This window comes from Massilia sp. PAMC28688 (assembly GCF_019443445.1).
GTDB lineage: Bacteria > Pseudomonadota > Gammaproteobacteria > Burkholderiales > Burkholderiaceae_D > Telluria_A.
Genome location: NZ_CP080378.1, coordinates 3,787,118 through 3,805,294, shown reverse-complemented (window position 1 = coordinate 3,805,294; position 18,177 = coordinate 3,787,118). Strand labels below are relative to the sequence as shown.

At 64.1% G+C, this 18,177-nt stretch carries 18 protein-coding genes; 11 read left to right on the top strand and 7 right to left on the bottom strand.

The annotated features are described in order from the left end of the window. Window positions 1-618 precede the first annotated feature (618 nt). The 5 genes from KY495_RS17135 to KY495_RS17115 all read left to right on the top strand — a co-directional run bounded on the left by KY495_RS17135 (window position 619) and on the right by KY495_RS17115 (window position 5,780). Entirely contained in the window at window positions 619-1,218 is a 600-nt protein-coding gene (locus tag KY495_RS17135; RefSeq protein WP_219880580.1) for a DedA family protein, read from the top strand. 133 nt (window positions 1,219-1,351) lie between these two features. Beyond that, window positions 1,352-1,702 (top strand): ArsC family reductase, encoded by a 351-nt coding sequence (locus KY495_RS17130; RefSeq protein ID WP_219880579.1) that lies wholly within the window; start codon window positions 1,352-1,354, stop codon window positions 1,700-1,702. A 2-nt stretch (window positions 1,703-1,704) separates the two neighbouring features. Beyond that, the gene (dapE, locus tag KY495_RS17125; protein ID WP_219884297.1) at window positions 1,705-2,841 is read left to right on the top strand and encodes a succinyl-diaminopimelate desuccinylase; all 1,137 of its coding nucleotides are present in this window, start codon (window positions 1,705-1,707) and stop codon (window positions 2,839-2,841) included. Window positions 2,842-2,851: 10 nt separating this feature from the next. Further along, on the top strand, window positions 2,852-3,742 hold the full coding sequence (gene prmB / locus KY495_RS17120) for a 50S ribosomal protein L3 N(5)-glutamine methyltransferase (RefSeq protein ID WP_219880578.1): 891 nt from the start codon (window positions 2,852-2,854) through the stop codon (window positions 3,740-3,742). 31 nt (window positions 3,743-3,773) lie between these two features. Continuing rightward, window positions 3,774-5,780 carry an ATP-binding cassette domain-containing protein gene (locus KY495_RS17115; RefSeq protein WP_219880577.1) on the top strand — a complete coding sequence of 669 codons (2,007 nt, stop codon included), beginning with the start codon at window positions 3,774-3,776 and terminating at the stop codon, window positions 5,778-5,780. Window positions 5,781-5,796: 16 nt separating this feature from the next. Here KY495_RS17115 and KY495_RS17110 read toward each other — a convergent pair whose 3' ends face one another. Beyond that, window positions 5,797-6,285: a chemotaxis protein CheW gene (locus KY495_RS17110; RefSeq protein ID WP_219880576.1), complete on the bottom strand. Its 489-nt coding sequence runs from the start codon at window positions 6,283-6,285 to the stop codon at window positions 5,797-5,799. Between the two features lie 180 nt (window positions 6,286-6,465). Between KY495_RS17110 and KY495_RS17105 the strand changes: the two genes are divergently transcribed. Then, on the top strand, window positions 6,466-7,551 hold the full coding sequence (locus tag KY495_RS17105) for an HDOD domain-containing protein (RefSeq protein WP_219880575.1): 1,086 nt from the start codon (window positions 6,466-6,468) through the stop codon (window positions 7,549-7,551). Beyond that, window positions 7,548-7,958, top strand: coding sequence for an alternative ribosome rescue aminoacyl-tRNA hydrolase ArfB (arfB, locus tag KY495_RS17100; protein WP_229518342.1), 411 nt, complete (start codon window positions 7,548-7,550; stop codon window positions 7,956-7,958). Before KY495_RS17105 ends, arfB begins: the two co-directional genes overlap by 4 nt. Here arfB and KY495_RS17095 read toward each other — a convergent pair. The 3 genes from KY495_RS17095 to KY495_RS17085 all read right to left on the bottom strand — a co-directional run bounded on the left by KY495_RS17095 (window position 7,948) and on the right by KY495_RS17085 (window position 11,742). Further along, window positions 7,948-9,168, bottom strand: coding sequence for an EAL domain-containing protein (locus KY495_RS17095; protein WP_219880574.1), 1,221 nt, complete (start codon window positions 9,166-9,168; stop codon window positions 7,948-7,950). The genes arfB and KY495_RS17095 overlap by 11 nt on opposite strands. 54 nt (window positions 9,169-9,222) lie before the next feature. Continuing rightward, a complete protein-coding gene (locus KY495_RS17090; RefSeq protein WP_219880573.1) occupies window positions 9,223-11,103 on the bottom strand; it encodes a flagellar assembly protein A in 1,881 nt (626 codons plus the stop codon). A gap of 210 nt (window positions 11,104-11,313) precedes the next feature. Continuing rightward, a complete protein-coding gene (locus KY495_RS17085) occupies window positions 11,314-11,742 on the bottom strand; it encodes a hypothetical protein (protein WP_219880572.1) in 429 nt (142 codons plus the stop codon). A 270-nt stretch (window positions 11,743-12,012) separates the two neighbouring features. Here KY495_RS17085 and ompR point away from each other — a divergent pair, with 270 nt between their 5' ends. From ompR to KY495_RS17070, 3 genes are read left to right on the top strand one after another with little or no spacing between them, the layout of a single operon-like run. Continuing rightward, window positions 12,013-12,714, top strand: coding sequence for a two-component system response regulator OmpR (gene ompR, locus KY495_RS17080; RefSeq protein WP_229518637.1), 702 nt, complete (start codon window positions 12,013-12,015; stop codon window positions 12,712-12,714). Beyond that, window positions 12,714-14,096 (top strand): sensor histidine kinase, encoded by a 1,383-nt coding sequence (locus KY495_RS17075; protein ID WP_229518341.1) that lies wholly within the window; start codon window positions 12,714-12,716, stop codon window positions 14,094-14,096. The genes ompR and KY495_RS17075 overlap by 1 nt, the downstream gene beginning before the upstream one ends. A gap of 24 nt (window positions 14,097-14,120) precedes the next feature. Continuing rightward, complete coding sequence (locus tag KY495_RS17070) at window positions 14,121-15,071, top strand: threo-3-hydroxy-L-aspartate ammonia-lyase (protein ID WP_374040960.1); 951 nt, start codon at window positions 14,121-14,123, stop codon at window positions 15,069-15,071. A gap of 21 nt (window positions 15,072-15,092) precedes the next feature. Here the strand turns inward: KY495_RS17070 and KY495_RS17065 are convergent, their stop codons facing one another. The 3 genes from KY495_RS17065 to KY495_RS17055 all read right to left on the bottom strand — a co-directional run bounded on the left by KY495_RS17065 (window position 15,093) and on the right by KY495_RS17055 (window position 17,475). Then, entirely contained in the window at window positions 15,093-16,556 is a 1,464-nt protein-coding gene (locus KY495_RS17065; RefSeq protein ID WP_219880569.1) for an NAD(P)/FAD-dependent oxidoreductase, read from the bottom strand. Between the two features lie 29 nt (window positions 16,557-16,585). Next, complete coding sequence (locus tag KY495_RS17060; RefSeq protein WP_219880568.1) at window positions 16,586-16,909, bottom strand: hypothetical protein; 324 nt, start codon at window positions 16,907-16,909, stop codon at window positions 16,586-16,588. Window positions 16,910-17,157: 248 nt separating this feature from the next. Further along, window positions 17,158-17,475 (bottom strand): thioredoxin family protein, encoded by a 318-nt coding sequence (locus KY495_RS17055; RefSeq protein WP_219880567.1) that lies wholly within the window; start codon window positions 17,473-17,475, stop codon window positions 17,158-17,160. Between the two features lie 163 nt (window positions 17,476-17,638). Between KY495_RS17055 and KY495_RS17050 the strand changes: the two genes are divergently transcribed. After that, window positions 17,639-18,166, top strand: coding sequence for an SRPBCC family protein (locus KY495_RS17050; RefSeq protein WP_219880566.1), 528 nt, complete (start codon window positions 17,639-17,641; stop codon window positions 18,164-18,166). Window positions 18,167-18,177: the final 11 nt, after the last annotated feature.

Genomic DNA, 18,177 nt, shown 5'->3' with positions numbered 1-18,177 from the left:
TGACTTAAGGCTTGACTGAGCGTTCACAACACGCCAAAGAAAAGCAGCACCAGCAGCGTCAGGACAGCGGAAATGACGATCGACCCAAGGCAGCCGAGCTTGTTTGAAAAAAAGAAAAACATGGGAACCTTTATGATACGCCGCCAGGGTCGCAGCGATGGAGGGTGACGGCTTCTGGGAACCGCAGCAAGAACCTGGGCATCATGACAACGTCCAGTATTCTCGCTTTGGTAGCGGCAGGCAATGCCTGCACTTCGCGACGGAGCTTTCTAGCCGAGTGCGGACGAGACCATCAACAAAACCAGCGCTGCAAGTGACACGCCCCCGATCCACGCACTTTCATGAGTTTTCAGTTTCATTTTGAGGCTCCTTTCAAGTGAGGCGATACATGAAGTGTCGCCCGTAAGTACGTTATACGCCCGCGGAAAGACCATGTATGTGAACCAGTTCACTTATAGAATGCGCTTGCGCATCTCTCCTACAAGAAATCCCCGTCTGCCGTGCCGCACGGCACATATGGGACGCCTCAGTTCGCTGCTACACTCTGCAACTTGACGAGTTGACATTAACGGCTTGCGCAAGTACGGACTGCGCTGCCCGCTAACAGGAAAGGTGACCATGATTGACTGGCTGATCGAATTTGTCGCAACCCACGGCGCGCTGGCCATTGCCGCGCTGATGGCGCTGGAGAGCATCTTCCCACCCATTCCTTCCGAAATGATCATGCCGCTGGCCGGCTACAACGCTGCCAAGGGGGACCTGTCGCTCGCCGCCGTCCTGCTTGCCGGCACCTTCGGCTCGGTTGCCGGTGCGTTGCCGTGGTATTACGCAGGCAAGCAGTTCGGCCACGCCAGGCTCAAGAAATTCGCCAGCGCGCATGGGCGCTGGTTCACCCTGTCCGGTGACGAACTCGATCACGCCGTTGAAAAATTCAATGAACACGGCCGCAAAGCCGTGTTGTTCGGACGCATGGTACCCGCCATCCGCACCTTCATTTCCATTCCCGCCGGGCTGGTCGAGATGCGCCTGCTGCCCTTCCTGGCCCTGTCGACGATCGGCTCGTTTGCCTGGAACTGCCTGCTGACCGCCGCCGGCTATCTTCTGGAAGACAAGTATGCCCAGGTAGGCCATTACATGGACCCGATTGCCAAGTCGGTCCTCCTGATCATCGTTGCCACCTACCTCTACCGGGTCGTCACCTTCCGTCCCCAGCCCTGAGCGTCGGCGCCATCGGCGCCCTGTGGTATCCTGTCGGCTTCCCCCGCATTGTAAAAACAGTGTCTGATGGTCCTGGTGCGCTGCACCCGGGCCGCTACGCGCTCACGCTTATCCGATCTTCACACCGCTATTCATGAAAACGACTCTATACGGCATCCCCAACTGCGACACGGTCAAGAAGGCGCGCACTTGGCTGGCCGCGCACGGCATTGACGCAGGCTTTCACGACTTCAAGAAGCATGGCCTCGATCACGCCGTCGTAGCGGCCTGGCTCCAGCAGCTGGGCTGGGAAGTCCTGGTCAATCGCAAGGGCACCACGTGGCGCAAGCTGCCTGACGAACGCAAGGCGGCCGTCACCGATGGCGATGCCGCGCTCGCCCTCATGCTGGAAAATCCCTCGGTCATCAAGCGCCCGGTCCTGGACCGCGACGGCAGCTTCAGTGTCGGCTTTTCCGACGCCCAGTACGCGGAGCTGTTCAAGTGAAGATGTCCCCTACCCTGGCCCTGACGGAAGAATTGATTGCACTCTCGTCCATCACCCCGGACGACAAGGGCTGCCAGCGGCGCCTGATCGAACTGCTCCTGCCGCTCGGTTTCGTCTGCGAGACGATCGAATCGAACGGCGTCACCAATTTGTGGGCGCGGCGCGGCACCACGGCGCCCGTGTTTGTATTTGCCGGCCACACCGACGTCGTGCCGACCGGTCCCGTCGAGCAATGGGAATCGAAGCCCTTCACCCCCACTCACCGCGACGGCAAGCTGTATGGCCGCGGCGCCGCCGACATGAAGACCTCGATCGCGGCCATGGTGGTGGCATGCCAGGAATTCATCGCCGCCCACCCGGACCACCAGGGCTCGATCGCATTCCTGATTACCAGCGACGAGGAAGGCCCGGCCACCGACGGCACCGTGGTGGTCTGCGAGCGCCTGCAGGAGCGTGGCGAGACCATGGATTACTGCTTGGTGGGCGAGCCGACCTCGGCCCACATCCTGGGCGACATGATCAAGAACGGCCGCCGCGGTTCGCTCTCGGGCCACCTCGTCATCAAGGGTGTGCAGGGCCACATCGCCTACCCCCAGCTGGCGCGCAATCCCATTCACCAGTGCGCCCCTGCGCTGGCCGAACTGGCGGCCGAACAGTGGGACAGCGGCAACGAGTACTACCTGCCAACGTCCTGGCAGATGTCCAACATCCACGCCGGCACCGGTGCCAACAATGTCATCCCGGGCGAAGTGACGATTGACTTCAACTTCCGCTTTTCCACCGCCAGCACGGCCGAAGGGCTGGAAGCGCGCGTGCATGCCATCCTGGACAGGCACCAGCTGAGCTATGAACTGCAATGGACCCTGTCCGGCCTGCCCTTCCTGACCCCGCGCGGCACCCTGTCGGACGCGCTGTCGTCGGCCATCCTGGGCGAGACCGGGGTCCAGACCGAATTGTCGACCACGGGCGGCACCTCGGACGGGCGCTTCATCGCCCGCATGTGCCCGCAGGTGATAGAATTCGGCCCTCCCAACGCCAGCATCCACAAGATCGACGAGCACATCGAGGTGCGTTTCATCGATCCGCTCAAGAACATCTACCGCCGCACGCTGGAAAACCTGCTGGCCAAACCAGCCTGAAGGAACGCCCATGACCACGACCCTGTTTACCACGCCGCGCGACCTGCTGCGCTATGCCATCACCCGCTTCAACACGGCCAAGCTGTTTTTCGGCCACGGCAGCGCCGAAGCGCTCGATGAAGCTGCCTACCTGATCCTGCACACGCTCAAGCTCCCGCTTGACAAGCTCGATCCTTTCCTCGATGCCCGCCTGCTGCCGGAAGAAGTGCAGCAGGTACTGCAGGTGATCGAGCGCCGCGCCAGCGAGCGCGTGCCGGCCGCCTACATCACCAATGAAGCCTGGCTGGGCACCTATGCCTTTTACGTCGACGAGCGCGTGCTGGTGCCGCGCTCCTTTATTCACGAACTCATTGCCCAGCAGTTTTCGCCCTGGGTGGAAGACCCGTTCGCCGTCGACAACATCCTGGAACTGTGCACCGGCTCCGGGTGCCTGGCCATCATGATGGCCGACGCCTTCCCCAGCAGCGTGGTCGATGCCATCGACATCTCTGCCGACGCCATCGCCGTGGCCGAGCGCAATATCGCCGACTACAAGCTCGAAGGCCGCGTCAACCCGATTCTCTCGGACCTGTACCAGAACGTGCCGGCCAAGAAATACGACATGATCATCACCAACCCGCCGTACGTCAATTCCGCCTCCATGAGCCGCCTGCCGCCCGAATACCTGCGCGAGCCGCAGATTGCCCTGGCCGGCGGTGAAGATGGCATGGACCTGGTGCGCAAGATCGTGGCCGGCGCCGCCGAGCGCCTCACGCCACAGGGCATCCTGATGGTCGAAATCGGCAACGAGGCCGAATACGCCGAAGCGGCCTTTGGCCACCTTGGCCTGACCTGGCTGACCACCAGCGCGGGCGACGACATGGTATTTCTGCTGACCGCCGAGCAGCTCCGGGCGCAGTAAGCACCTTCACCCTCACCATACAAAGCACTTCATGATCCGTTTTATTAACGTAAGCCTCATGCGCGGCACCAAGCCGCTGCTCGAGAGCGTCGACCTCACCCTCAACCCCGGCGACAAGATCGGCCTGATTGGCGCCAATGGCGCCGGCAAATCCAGCCTGTTCGGCATGCTGCGCAACGAGCTGCACGCAGACCAGGGCGAGATCGACTTTCCGGCCAAGTGGCGCATGGCTTACGTGGCCCAGGAAACGCCGGCCCTGGACCGCGCGGCGCTCGACTACGCCATCGACGGCGACGTCACGCTGCGCAAGCTCGAAGCCGAACTGGCGCGCCTGGAAGCCGAACCCGAGTCCTCCGACAACGGCATCGCCATCGGCGAAATCTACAGCGCCCTGGCCGACGCCGACGCCTACACCGTGCAGTCGCGCGGCGAACAGCTGCTGCTGGGCCTGGGCTTTACGCTCGACCAGATGAAGCAGCCCGTGGCCAGCTTTTCGGGTGGCTGGCGCATGCGCCTGAACCTGGCGCAGGCGCTGATGTGCCCTTCCGAACTGCTGCTGCTCGACGAGCCGACCAACCACCTGGACCTGGACGCCATCATCTGGCTCGAGGACTGGCTCAAGCGCTACCCGGGCACCCTGATCATCATCTCCCACGACCGCGACTTCCTCGATGAAATCGTCAACGTGATCGTCCACATCGACGAGCGCAAGCTCAAGCGCTACTCGGGCAACTACTCCGGCTTCGAGCGCCAGCGCGCAGCCCAGATGATCCTGGCCGCCGGCGCGCTGGAAAAGCAGATGCGCCAGCGCGCGCACCTGGAGTCGTTCGTGAACCGCTTCAAGGCCCAGGCATCCAAGGCACGCCAGGCCCAGAGCCGCATGAAGGCGCTGGCCAAGATGGAGGAACTGGCGCCGCTGCGCGCAGCGGCCGAGTTCTCGTTCGAGTTCCGCGAGCCCCTGGCCGCACCCAATCCGCTGCTGGTGATGGAAGACGTCAACGCCGGCTACCACATCAAGGACGAGCATGGCGACACGGTGGGCGAGAAAACCATCGTCCGCGGCATCAAGTTTTCGCTGCAGATCGGCCAGCGCATCGGCCTTCTGGGCGTGAACGGCGCCGGCAAATCGACCCTGATCAAGACCATTGCCGGCGAACTGGCACCGCTGACGGGCGACGCCACCATGGGCAAGGGCCTGTCGATCGGCTACTTCGCCCAGCACCAGGTGGAGATGCTGCGCCACGACGAGTCGCCCCTGTGGCACCTGGCCAAGATCGCGCCAACGGTGCGCGAGCAGGAACTGCGCAACTTCCTGGGCGGCTTCAACTTCCCCGGCACCATGGTCACCAGTTCCATCCGGCCCTTTTCGGGCGGCGAAAAGGCCCGCCTGGCGCTGGCCCTGATCGTATGGCAGCGGCCAAACCTGTTGCTGCTGGACGAACCGACCAACCACCTGGACCTGGAAACGCGCGAAGCATTGACCATGGCCCTGGCGCAGTTCGAGGGCACGCTGGTGGTGGTCTCGCACGACCGCCACCTGCTGCGCGCCACCACCGACCAGTTCATCATCGTTGCCGACGGCAAGCTGCAGCCGTTCGACGGTGACCTGGACGACTACAAGGACTGGCTGTTCCAGACCAAGCTTGGCAAGGGCACCACGGTACTGCCGGCAGCGGGCAAGGACAACAAGACATCCTACCCGGCCACGTCGGCCGTGGCGCCACCGTCAGCGCCGGCGCCGGACAAGAAGGATGCCAAGGAACAGAAGCGGCTCGACGCCGAGCAGCGCCAGAAGACGGCCGCGCTCAAGAAGCCGATCGAGAACAAGATCAAGCGCCTGGAAGAGCAGATCGCCAAGCGCAACGAGCAAAAGGCCGAGGTCGATGCAAAGCTGGGCGAGTCGAGCATCTACGAGGCGGCCAACAAGGCCAAGCTCAAGCAGCTGCTGGCGGACCAGTCGTTTTACGCCAAGGACCTGGCGCAGCTCGAAGGCGAATGGATGGCACTGCAGGAACAGCTCGACAGCCTGGCTGCCTGACCACCACAGCGCCCGCTCAGGCCACCTTCTGCTCGGCGCACGGGCTGTCGCGCCGGATCGACATGAGCCGGTCGATGTCCACCAGGATCAGGCGTCTGCCGCCCGCCTCGCCCAGTCCGAGCAGGTAGTCGCACTCCCCTTCGCCCTCGGCGCCGGGGATCTGCGAGATCTGGTCCGGATACATCCCGACCACGTCCGTCACCCCGTCCACCACCATGCCCACCACGCAGTTTGCCAGCTGCAGGACGATGACATCGGTCGATCCCCGTGGCGGCGCACTGCGGCCGCTAAAGGCCATGCGCATGTCCACCAGCGGCATGATCACGCCGCGCGAGACGGCCACCCCCTTGACCAGGGTGCCGTCCGAGGCGAAGCGTTCGAGCGACTTGAGCGTGCGCAGCTCCTTGACCTTGCGGAACTCCACGCCATAATCGAGGCCGCCAAGCTGGAAGCTGAGGAAATCCATCTTGCCACTGTGCGCGGCTATTGCATCGCTGCTGTACATGTCTGTCCTTTCGTCTCGGGCGGGGGCGCGGCTGTCGAAACCCATGCTAATCCGATGACGAGTGGCAAGCATTGAGTGTGGTCAATATTTCCATACGAACATATGCGCTTGCAATGCATGGCCAACCCATTACAATGGAACGGCAATGCAGCGTGGGCAAGACAGACAATGTGAGGACGTATGTTCAAGTGGATGCAGCAGCTCTTTTCACCCCCCGCCTCGCAGCCGGCGCCCTCCGCGCAGCCCGGTTCCGCCACGGCTGAAGCGCCTCCTCCCGCGCCGCCCCCGCGTCCGGCGGCAGGCACGGCGCCATCCGGTTTTGGTCCCTCTTTCGACCAGCGCGATGACCTCAACACCGTGTATCACAACTGGCTGTTCGGCACCGAGAGCGATTCCGCGCTCGACCTGACGGCGGCAGAAACCCAGGTGCTGGACGCGGTATCGGCCATCGTCAAGTCGCAGCAGTCCGGCGCCGCCCTGGTGCGCCGCATGCCGGGACTGATCCCGCAGCTGCTGCAAAGCCTGCGCACCGATAATTTTTCAGGCGCCCAGCTGTCACGCACCATTTCCAGCGACCTGGTGCTGGTGGCGGCCGTGATCCGGCTGGCCAACAGTTCCTCGCTCAGCTACGGCACCACCATCACCAGCGTGGAGCATGCCGTCATGCTGATCGGGACCGAGGGCCTGCGCCACCTGATCACCAGCGTGGCCTTCCGTCCCATCATCGACATGCATTCCGGTCACTACACGCGTGCCCTGGCCCCGCGCATCTGGGACCAGTGCGAGCGCTGCGCCGTGGCCAACCGCATGCTGGCCGAGGAAATGGGCATTGACCCGTTCGAAGCCTTCCTGGCCGGCCTGGTGCAGTACGTGGGCCTGATCGTCACGCTGCGCATCATGGACCAGGCCGACAAGGATGGCACCCAGCTCGGTTCGGCCATGTTCTGCGCCAGCCTGCTGCGCGATGCGCGTACCTTAAGCTGCAGCATCGGGCGCGAATGGCATTTTCCCGACACGGTCGTTCAGGCAATTGCCGAGCAGGCCGGGGCGCGCAAGGGCGTGCAGGTGTCGCCCATGGGCCAGCTGCTGGCGCAGTCGGACTACCTGGCCAAGGTGCGCATCCTGGCCGAACATGGCCAGGCCGACAGCACTGACCCGGCCCTGTTCCGCGGCCTGTCGGCCAGTGCCCAGGCCTGCTACCACAAGCTGCACGCCATTCCCGACGAGCTGCCGGACGTGGCCGCGGCGCCGCTGGCCCAGCAGTGATTCAGGCAGCCACGCCCCAGGTCAACCGCGAGGAAGCCGAACTGACCGCCATCCGGGCCCAGGGTCCCGGCGGCCAGAACGTCAACAAGGTGTCATGCGCGGTCCACCTGCGCTTTGACATTGCCGCCTCGTCGCTCCCGCTGCACATCAAGGAACGCCTGCTGGCGCTGCGCGACCAGCGCATCACCCAGGAAGGCGTGGTGGTGCTCAAGGCGCAGCAGTCGCGCAGCCTGGAACAGAACAAGGAAGATGCCTTCCGGCGCCTGCAGGAACTGGTCGATGGCGTGGCCGTGCTGCCGGCCGTGCGCCGCCCCACCCGTCCCACGCGCGGCTCGCAGACGCGCCGGCTCGACAGCAAGAGCCGCAGCGGGCAGACCAAGGCGCTGCGCGGCAAGGTCAGCGAGTAGCCTGCTCGCCCCCCGGCAGCGGCGCGGGCCGCCCCAGCAGATAGCCCTGCATGCGCGTGACCCCGAGCTCGCGCAGCGCTTCCATTTCATCCGGCGTTTCGATACCTTCCGCCACCACGGTACTGCCGGTGGCGGCAGCGAAGGTGATGATGGCCGCTGCCAGCGCACGCGCCCCGGGCTCGTGGTCGATATCGCGGATCAGGCTTTGATCGAGCTTGATCACATCCGGCTTGAGCTTGAGGATGTGGCGAAAGCTCGCGTAGCCCGATCCTGCGTCATCGACCGCCAGGCGCAGCCCGTCGGTGCGCATGCGCCCCAGGCTGGCGGAAATGATGGTGTAGTCGGCAATCGACTCGTGCTCCGTCACTTCCAGCATCAGGCGGCCCAGCGGCGCGCCCTGCAGCACGGCCTCGAGCGCGCCGGACAGGATGGTCTGGGGCGAGACATTCAGGGCCAGGTAGGCGTCGGCCGGGATCTGGGCCAGCCCCTGCAGCGCCTTTTCAATGGCCAGTACTTCCAGCCGATGCCCGAGCGCGACGGTATGGGCTTCGTCGAACCAGACGTCGGGCGTGCGCACCGGTTCGGTCATGAAACGCGCCAGCGCCTCGTAGCCGACCACGGTGTCGGACGCCACGTCGCGCACCGGCTGGTACACCACCTTCAGGCGGCTGCCCGCGATCACCATCATGAGCCGCTCGACCACCTGGGCGTGGGCCCGCTCACCCTTGACCCGCGCCTCGAGCAGCTCGCCAATGAGGGCGGCGAACTTGCGCAGCGTGGCCGCGTCGAACGCTCCCAGCGACACCGCCGGGTCCCGGCTGTAGCAGCAAAAGGTGCCGAACACGGCGCCGTCGCTAAAGCAGATCGGCACGCCCGCGTGGGCGCGAATGCCAAGGGCGGCGGTGATGGGCATGGCCAGCAGTTCGGGATAGGCGTGGGTATCTTCGACCAGCGCCGGTATGCTGCCGTCGACGATGCGCTGGCAATAGCTCTGGTCCAGCGGATCATAGTCGCCCGCCTTGACCGGCACATACCCTTCGACCGATTCAACATGCCGGAAGATGCGCACACCGTTGCGAAACTCCGTCACGAAGCCCACTTCCATGCCGAGGCAGGTGCGCGCCAGACCAACGGCGCAGCGGATCAGCTCATCGGTGGGAGTCGATGCCTGCGCCGCCAGGGGCGCAAATGTGTCAGGTGTCTGAGCCATGGGAATCCCGGTCGCGTTGGCATTACTGTAGCAAATGCGGTGCTGCATGCATAGCTATTTGCTTTGCCACACAATCTTTCCGGAACTTTGGCTAATGATGGGTTCGCTTGGCAAGGTGTTGCCGCGCAGGCGGGATTTGATTTCCTTGGCCGGCAAGTCATACAGGGTGCTGCCGTCGGGATTGAACGTCATGGACCGCAGCGCCGTGTCGCCCGACAACATGGCCACGCTGACCTGGGACAGCCCCTGGTACTCCTTGCGCTGCTGCACCAGCTGCTCGACCAGCTCCATGGCCGCGTTCTGCTCCGTTTCGGCTGCCTTGACCTCGAGCGAGACCTTGGCGATGGCCTTGAGCGCCGGCGCCACGCTGGCCGCCATTTTCTGGAACTGCGGCGCCTGTTCCGGCGTGAGCGTGAGCTCATTCTTGCGGATCTTCGAGGCCAGCATCACGTATTTGCGCACTTCCGGCTCGCTCGTGAGCGCCTCCATTTCGGCCCGGCTGCGCTCGGCGGCGGCGCCGAATTCGCTGGCCTTGGCGCCGACGGCGGCAATGGCCTCGTCGAGCCGTGCGCTGTCCGGTTCGAGCACGAACAGCTGCATCTCGGCCTGCTTGCGGGGGCCGGCCGTTTCAATCTCGATCCTGCGCGCGGCAATGGCGCAGCCCTCGGCCTGGGCAATGATGACTTCATCGGCCATGATTTCACAGTTGGCCGCATAGTCGATCACGACCCGGGTCCCGGAAATGATGCACGACTCGGCGCGCTGCACGTGCACCTCACCCACGCTGGTTTGCATCACCGATCCCGAGGCCACTCCCTTGATGCGGATGTCGCCGCGCGCATTGTGGGCCGAGCCGCCCACCAGATTATGGTTGAGCAGGATGGTGCCGCCGCGCGAAATGATATTGCCAAACACGTCGGCGTGGATGGTGACGCTTTCGCCTTCGATCACGCGCTTTTCCTGGACCTCGCCAAACTCTTCATAGTCGCCCGTCAGCTGCAGGTTGCCCGTGGTGCGCGAGCTCACCCCATCGCGGCTGACGATCTTGTCGCCCACCGACAGCTGGTGCGTCTTGCTGTCTGCATTGAGAAAGCCGCTCTGGGTGGAGACCAGAAATTCGCCCTCGGCGCCGATCTCGATGGCGGTGCCGGGACCTGCCATGGGCGACAGTTCGATATCCTTCGGGATCGGCGGTTCGATGGCAATGCCCGACAGCTGGAACCCGGTCTTGCCCTCCTGGCGCGCGACCTTTTTCAGCAGGCGCACGCCCTCCTTGATCTGGGGGAAGCGGTTCTGGAACGCCATCAGGTCGAGCTTGCCATTGGCCAGCTGGCGCGGGGCGTCGCTGCGATGCAGATCACTCGACACTTCAATGATATGGGCGTCGATGCCGGGCACGGGATCGAGGCGCCGTGCCACCGTCACGCGCTCGGTCTTGCCGGAAGCGATCGCGGCGCCCAGGGCGGCGATGTCGATGCCGAAGCGGATACCCTTGCTCCACATGTCGGCAATGAATTCATCCATGTCGAGCCGGGCCGGGGTGCCGGCGCCATACGGGTCGGCCTTGTCCACGATGACCACCGGCTCGAACTGGTATTCGGCCTTGCCGTCACTGAGCTTGACGGCCCGGTACAGCTGGCGCCTTTCAGGGTCGAACGGGACAATGTCGTCGGCCAGGCGCACCATGACTTCGCCCGTCGCCTTCAGGTCCGGGCCATGGTTGTAGATCAGCTTGAGCAAGATGGCGTAATCGAGGCCGGCAAAATAGCGCTCGCCCGCAAACACGCTGTCGACGGCGGCGGCAATGGTGGTACCGAGGACGCTGGCGTCCGCATACACGCCGTCGGCGCGCTGCACCATGCAGTTGGCCACGCCCGGGCCGGGCACGCCGGCGGCGGGACGCTCTGAACTGACCGCTGAAGGCTCGATCGACACTGGTGACTCCATCGCTGAAAGCTTATCGCCGCCCCCCGCTGGTGAACGGCAAATAAGTTTATGTAGCGTAACATGATGCGGCCTGCATGTGCTACTGCAAATGGCGATTACGCCAACAAAGGTGCTTGCGAGATACGCGTTAATGACAATCTTGTTGCAACGGATGCAAAAAGCGGGCCGTAGCCCGCTTCCCTGCCTGCCCGCACCGCGTCAGCGGCGGCGCTGCCTGTAATAGATATCGGCACCGGCTTCGTTGATCTGGCGCCGCAGGTCACGCCGCTCATCCGGGGTCAGGCGCCCGCTGCGGCGCCCTTCCTGGTGCTGCGACTGCTGCTGCTCCTGCAGGCGGCGGCGCTGGTCTTCGGCACGCTGCTGGAAGGCGCGGTCCTGGTCTTCGCGCTGGCGCCGGTCTTCGTACTGGCGCTGCTGGCGATCATCGAACTGGCGCTGCTGGCGGTCCTCGAACTGGCGCGTCTGGCCCTCGTCAAACTGGCGCTGCTCCATGGCGCCTGCGGCTGGTGCGATCAATGCCAGGCCAAGCAGGCCTGCGGCCGCCGCACGAACGAGCGGACGCACCAGTGCACGCCGGTTTGTCCGGTTGCCGCCTGCTGCAATGCTTTTCATGTGCGCGATATTCATGGTATTCCTCTTCCGCGATGCCTTATAAACAGATAAGCTAGATTCCGCTTGACCCCAGTGTATGTCCAATCAGTTTTTGGTATAAGCCGAATTGGGTAAAGATTGTAATAATTTGTAATGCCTTTGAGCTGGTGCGTCGCATCGGGCGATAAGACGTTACCATAGCAACATCAATATGACAAATTTGACAGCGACATGAATCCACAATCGACCCAGAATTCAGGCAACAATACAACGCCGGCAGCCAGCAATGGCCCTACTGCCAAAATTATGGTAGTGGACGACGATGTGCGCCTGCGTGACCTGCTGCGCCGCTATCTGACCGAACAGGGCTTCGCCGTGGTCACGGCCGAAAGCGCGCCGGCCATGAACAAGCTGTGGCTGCGCGAACGTTACGACCTGCTGGTGCTGGATCTGATGCTGCCCGGCGAAGATGGCCTGTCAATCTGCCGCCGCCTGCGCGGGGCCGGCGACCAGACGCCCATCATCATGCTCACCGCCAAAGGCGAGGATGTGGATCGCATCGTCGGCCTCGAGATGGGCGCCGACGACTACCTGCCCAAGCCATTCAACCCACGCGAGCTGGTGGCGCGCATCGGCGCCGTCCTGCGCCGCAAGGGTCCGGACGAAATCCCCGGTGCCCCGTCCGAGACGCCGCAAACGTTTGAATTCGGCCAGTTCGTGCTGGACCTGGGCACCCGCACGCTGAAAAAAAATGGCGAAACCGTGCCTTTGACCACGGGCGAATTTTCCGTCCTCAAGGTGTTCGCGCGCCACGCGCGCCAGCCGCTGTCGCGCGAAAAGCTCATGGAACTGGCGCGGGGCCGCGAATATGAAGTCTTTGACCGCAGCCTGGACGTACAGATTTCACGCCTGCGCAAGCTGATCGAACCGGATCCCTCCTCGCCCCTGTACATCCAGACGGTGTGGGGCCTGGGCTACGTGTTCATCCCTGAGGGACAGCCGCGCTAGTGGTACCGGCTCACCCGCCGCGCCCCGCCAGGCCGCCCCGCCGCAACCGCCTTGCCTGGTTCAGGAGCGGGCTGTTCTGGCGCACCTTCCTGCTGCTTGGCATCCTGACCGCCACCTCCATGGCGTCCTGGATCGGCATGATCAACTACGTCCACCGCGGACCGCAGGCGCAGCAGACCGCGGCCCTGGTGGTGTCGGTGGTCACCATCACCAAGACGGCCCTGATCAATTCGGCGCCCGAACTGCGCGACCAGCTGCTGTTCGAACTGTTCAGCAATGAAGGCATCCGCATCCTCTCGCTCGAAGACTACCAGGTGGTCGACCCGCCGCCCGACAACCCGTTGATGCCCGACATCGAAAGGATTGTGAAGGAGCGGCTGGGACAGGACACACGTTTTTCCAGCCGCGTGGACGGCTCGCCCGGCTTCTGGGTCAGCTTCAACATCGATGACGACAAGTACTGGCTCATGCTCGAACGCGAACGCCTCGAAGGCCTGACCGGCGTGCAGTGGCTGGGCTGGGCCGGCGTGGTCGGCGTGCTCTCGCTGCTGGGCGCGGCCTTTATTTCCAGCCTCGTCAACCAGCCGCTGGCGCGCCTGTCGGGTGCCTCGCGCGCCATGGCCCAGGGCAAGCGCCCTGCCCCGCTGCCGGAAAAAGGACCCAAGGAGGTGCGCGAGGCCAATCGCAGCTTCAACCAGATGGTGGACGATCTGCAGCGCGTGGAATCGGACCGCGCCGTGATCCTGGCCGGCATTTCGCACGACCTGCGCACGCCGCTGGCGCGCATGCAGCTGGAACTGGAGATGGCCAACCTGAGTCAGGACGCGCGTGAAGGCTTGCAGTCCGATATCGCGCAAATGGATGCCATCATTGGCCAGTTCCTCGACTACGCCAAGCCGACCGAGGCGGCCACCTTCGTGCCGGTGGATATCAGCGAACTGCTGCAGGACGTGGCGCGCGAGGCCGAACGCATTGCCGACGTGCGGGTCAGCACCGACATTGCGCCCGGCGTGCACGTGATGGGCAATGCCATCGACCTGCGGCGCGTCTTCAACAACGTCATTGAAAACGCGCGCCGCTACGGCAAGACCGAGGGCCAGGACATCACCGACATCGACATCTGCTGCAAGACTGCCCCCGGCGCCGACGGCGAGCGCGCCGTCATCGACATGCAGGACCATGGCGCCGGGGTGCCGCCGGAGATGATCGAACAGCTGCTCAAGCCTTTCACACGCATGGATTCAGCGCGCGGCCAGGCCAATGGCGCGGGCCTTGGCCTGGCCATCGTGCAGCGGGTGGTCACGCGCCACCATGCCGAACTCAATGTCAGCAACCGCGATGGCGGCGGCCTGCGCATCCAGATCGTGATGCCACTCGCCTGACCACGCACCTACTCCAGGATGACCATGATCGAATACCGCGATATCGAAGCTGCCGCGCAGCGCATTGCAGGGGTGGCCCACCGCACGCCGGTCCTGACCTCGCGCACTGCCGACGAGCGCTGCGGCGCGCAGCTGTTTTTCAAGTGCGAGAACTTCCAGCGCATGGGCGCGTTCAAGTTCCGCGGTGCCTACAACGCCATTTCGCGCTTTTCGGAAGCGCAGCGGCGCGCGGGGGTGTTGACCTACTCTTCGGGCAACCACGCGCAGGCGATCGCGCTGTCGGCCAGCCTGCTGGGCATCCGGTCGGCCATCATCATGCCGCACGATGCACCGGCGCTGAAAGTGGCGGCCACCAAAGGCTATGGCGCGGAAGTCATCGGCTACGACCGCTACACGGAAGACCGCGAGGAAATCGGCCAGCGTCTGGCGCGCGAACGTGGCATGACCTTGATTCCTCCCTACGACCATCCGGACGTGATTGCGGGCCAGGGCACGGCCGCGAAAGAATTGTTCGAGGAAGCGGGCGAACTTGATGTGCTGCTGGTGTGCCTGGGCGGGGGCGGCCTGCTGGCGGGGTGCGCGCTGGCCGCGGCGGCGCTGTCGCCCGCGTGCCGGGTGATCGGCGTGGAGCCGGAAGCGGGCAACGATGGCCAGCAATCGCTGCGCAAGGGCGAGATCGTGACCATCGGCGTGCCAAAAACCATCGCCGACGGCGCCCAGACCCTGCACCTTGGCCGCCACAATTTCGACGTGATACAGCGCCACGTGGATGACGTTGTCACTGTATCGGATTCCCAGCTGGTGGAAACCATGAAGTTTTTCGCCGAGCGCATGAAGATGATCGTCGAGCCAACCGGCTGCCTGGCTGCTGCGGCCGCGCTGCATGGCGTGGCCCCGGTCGGGCGCAAGCGCGTGGGCATCCTGATCAGCGGCGGCAATGTGGACCTGGCCACCTTTGCCCGCCTGGTGGCGTAAGAGCAGCGCAGCGCCGCCCCGCTACGTCACGTCGTAATTGTCCGCGTCGAAGCGCCGCGTCAGGCGCCGATAGGTGAACGTGAAACCGGGCCACAGCGTAAAGTTGCGGCCTTCCTTGTCCAGGTACCAGCTGCGGCAGCCACTGCTCCATACGGTGCCTTTCAGGCGCTGCTGCAACTGCTGGTTGTAGCGGCGCTGCGCCGCTTCCTTCACTTCCACAGACTGCAGGCCGCGCGCGCGCATGTGCAGCAGTGCCTGCAGCACGTAATGGGCCCCCGACTCGATCATGTAGATCATCGAATTGTGGCCCAGGCCCGTGTTGGGCCCCGCGATCAGGAAAAAGTTGGGAAAGCCGGCCACGGTGCAGCCCTTGTAAGCCTGCTTGCCGCCTTCAGACAACAACGTACCGCCCCGTCCCTGCACCTGCGCCGGCGTGGCAGCCTGCTCGACATCAAAGCCTGTGCCGAAGATGATGACATCGACGTCGCGCACCCGGCCGCCGCTGACGATGCTGTGCGTACGCACCTGCGCGATGGGATCGGTGATGACGTTCACATGCGCCTGCGCCAGGGCCGGGTAGTAGGTATTCATCAGCAGCACCCGCTTGCAGCCGAGCGCATAGTTGGGCGTCAGGCGCGCGCGCAGCGCCGGATCGCGCACCTGTGCGTGCAGGTGGCGCCGCGCCATCGACTGGGCTGCCTTGAGCATCCACGGCGCGTGTACATACCAGGCGGCGCGCGACTCGTGGTGCAGGTACACCAGCAGGCGGTAGAAGCGCTGCAGCAGGGGCGAGCGCGCCAGCAGGCGCTGCTCAAGGGCGCTGATGGCGCGGTCGGGCCGCGGCAGCACCCATGGGGCGCTGCGCTGGTACAGGTCCAGCCGCGCAACCTGGCCCACGATCTCGGGGATGAACTGGACGGCACTGGCACCGGTGCCGATCACCGCCACGCGCTTGCCGCGCAAGTCGGCGGCGTGGTTCCAGCGCGCGGAATGGAAGGCCGTACCGGCAAAGCTATCGAGCCCTGGCAGGGGCGGAATGGCAGGACGGTTCAGCGATCCCGTTGCCGCCACCACGCACCGGGCGTTCATTGCGCCCGCCGCCGTCTCCAGACGCCAGCCATGGTCTTGCTCCACATAGCGTGCGCTATGCAGTGCGGCGCCTGTAATGATGTGGCGCTCAAGGTCAAAATCACGGGCGACCTGTCGGGTATAGGCCAGCAGTTCCTCGCGCCGTGCATAGCGGCGCGTCCACTGCGCGTTCTGTGCGAACGAAAAGGAGTACAGGTGGCTGGGAATGTCGACTGCGCAGCCGGGATAGTGGTTGGCGCGCCAGGTGCCGCCAAACGCCGCGTCGCGCTCGAGGATGACAAAATTGTCGATGCCGGCCTGCTTGAGGCGCACGCCCATGCACAGCCCGGCAAAGCCGCTGCCCACGATCACGACGTCGTACTGGCCCTGGCGAGCCTTGGCCGCTGCCCCCGTCATGAACCCGCGCAAGTCACGGCGGGAGCGGACTAAGGCGGCGGGGAGCGCAGGTACTGCTGCACGCCCGCGATTGTATTGTAGGGAATCTCGCCCACCACCTGCCTGACCTCGTCAAGCACCTCGGCCAGGGGCGCCAGGTCGGCACTGGTGGCCGGCACCAGGTGGTAGACCCCGCTCTTGGAGGTGAACAGGCCGTGCCTGTTGGGGACATCGAATTCCGGTTCCAGGGGCTGGCCCCGGTCGTCCCAGAACAGCATGCCTTCGGCATCGAGACCGTCGCAGTAGGAGGCGGCAGTGAGCGAATCGGGGAACACATGCAAGGTGCGTTCTTCTGTGTCAGCGGCAAAAATCATAATGGCATCCCTGGGGCTTGTTATCTGTCGGGTACCGCAAAGTCAACTTTCCGAAGAGTAACATAAAATGGCGTACTGACACTGTTAGTATTTTTTGGACAGCGAAATCCAGTGTTTACTTACCAGCACGGGCCTTGGCACACCTTGCCACGACGTGGCGCTGCACGTATTGCGCCAGCCGCAAGCCGGAGCGGGCTCGCAGGGCTTGAGAGCAGTCCGGGTCAGCTCGGCGGCCGCTGCAGGGGACCCTAGTCGGCCGTTGCCAGCGCGCGCCGGACTTCTTCTTCATCGGCCGGACGCACGACACGGGCCAGCTCCTGTCCCTGGCGTAAGACCACGACGGTGGGCCAAAGTTTCACCCGCAGGGAGCGTCCCAGCTTGCGTCCGCTCCCATCTTCCACCTTGATATGCTGCACGGAAGGGTAAGCGCCCAGGGCCGCCTGGATCAGGGGCTGTGCCGCCTTGCAGTGGCCGCACCAGTCGGCGCCAAATTCCAGGGCAACAATGCCGTCCATGGCATCAACGGCGCTGCGTTCCGGCTGCTCGACAGAATAGGGTTTGGACATACAATCTCCTGCGCTTGTTACGAATACGTCAAGCGTACTCCAAATCGGCGGCAAAGCAACGCACGGATCGCAGTTCGCCGGGGCGCTGTGCTAATCTTTGGCGCTTCATTGGCACGCATGGCGTAGGACGCCAGCGCTTTCCGACACAACACAGGGGTCAACCATGCTGAAAAAGATCGCCATCGCGCTGGTGCTGATATTGACGCTGATCGTGGCGCTTGCCCTCACCAGGCCGGACAGCTTCACTGTCGAACGCCGCATTATCGTCAATGCCCCACCGGAAAAAATCATGGCCCTGGTGGCCGACTTTCGCAACTGGCAAAGCTGGTCGCCGTGGGAACAGCTCGACCCGGCCATGCAGCGCACCTTTGCCGGCCCGGCCAGCGGCAAGGGCGCCATCTATGAATGGAGCGGCAATTCCGATGTCGGGCGCGGGCGGATGGAAATTATTGAATTCGCGCCGCCCTCGAGAGCCGTGATCGAGCTCGCATTCAAGGAGCCCATGGCAGTGACGAACATGACCACCTTTGCCATGCATGGCGCCAACGGCAGCACCGAGGTAGTCTGGACCATGTCCGGGCCCATGCCCTTCGTCTCCAAGGTCATGAGCGTTTTCATGAGCATGGATACCCTGATCGGGCGCGACTTCGAGCGTGGCCTGGTCCGGCTCAAGACAGCTGCCGAGCGCTAGCGGCGCCGGCG